We start from the raw sequence: 1,240 nt of genomic DNA, 5'->3' as shown, positions 1-1,240 counted from the left end.
ACTGGGCGACCAGGCGAATCTGCTGTGGCGTGGTGGTGGCGCGAGGTCTGAGAGCGATCGTCGTGTGAGCGGGCGCGGCGGGGAGATCCTGCTCGGTAACCTCGGCGACGATCAGACCGGGCAGGTCGTTCCGTCCATGTATCTCGCGGACGATGAGATCGCCTGATTGCAGGAGGCACCTGGGCGGGGCTTTCACCCAGTAGCTTTCGTCCGTGGGCAGTGCGATGGAACCGCCACGCAAGACGTCCCGGCCTCCCAGGAGCCGGACGGCACCAGGTTGTTCCTCCGTACTGATCCATTGTGAGTCTGCCGTCATGTTGATACGCGGGACAGCCTCGTAAAGCTCGCCCAGCGCGGTGATGCTGCCGAAGCCGGCCAGGTCGGCTCGCTGCGACACGACGTCCGGATGGTGACGGTCAAAGTCGAGGCTCTCCTCGGTGGGCGGCAGTTTACGGACTACATATCCGTACCGAGTGCTTCCGCCTCCACGCTGCAACAGGACCTCGAAATCCTTCTCAACAGACGCGCCCTCGTCCGTGTGCGGCACCCGGAAGATCTTCATCGGCGGCCGGGATTCCTGCCTGGCCTTCAAAAAGGCGGCTGCCACGATGACAGACTGATGGATCTGCGGGATCACGCCCGTGCCGTAGAGAACGGCCAGCGTATCCCAGTGCTCAGCCAGCGTCGTGCGCAGTTGCGCTGCGCGCGGCGATTCTGAGGTCCAAAGCTCGGCAGGAGTCAGAACTGCCAAGACACTGTCAGCGTTGGCGGGACGGCATGCGCCCAGGACGTCGTCGTAGGCGAAATAGGACGCATTTCGCTTCGCCCTCCCCCCGGTGCCGGTGCGACGCTGCCACGGTGGCACGAGGAGAAGCGGACCCTGCGGCAGCAGGCGCGTAGCGCAGACGCTGAGTTCCTGCCAGGACGGCCCCTGCGCGGCACGCCATGACGAGGGCAACTCGAAACGAGGCTGGTCCTCCTCTGAAGTGGTGGTCAGTACCGTCACCGGGCCCGGCGCCAGATGCGCGAACCCCATCGTGAGCAGTCGCTCAAACGACGGGCTGAGCGGTCCCATACCCTCGGGCATCTCGGCCCCTCCCCCTCGGCTCCCCACCCGGAGGCCGGCAGGTGGCCCTGCCAATTCCCACCCCCGGGTATACAAGCGGTGATCTTACTCAAGGTCGAAAGACGCCGCGGGGTGGACGCGGTGGCGGATGGGGGCATGCGAATTGGGGCCGGT

1 protein-coding gene is annotated in these 1,240 nt (G+C 65.6%); it reads right to left on the bottom strand.

Translation table 11 applies throughout. From position 1 onward, the window contains the following. Nucleotides 1-1,087, bottom strand: a 1,087-nt coding sequence (locus AB0I77_RS53655) for a hypothetical protein (RefSeq protein ID WP_363290344.1), incomplete at its 3' end; no start/stop codon positions are given. Nucleotides 1,088-1,240 lie beyond the last annotated feature (153 nt).

Source organism: Streptomyces sp. NPDC050619, assembly GCF_040654815.1.
Classification (GTDB): Bacteria; Actinomycetota; Actinomycetes; order Streptomycetales; family Streptomycetaceae; genus Streptomyces.
The sequence above is the reverse complement of the archived record's forward strand: the minus strand, read 5'-3'. Positions and strand labels throughout refer to the sequence as shown.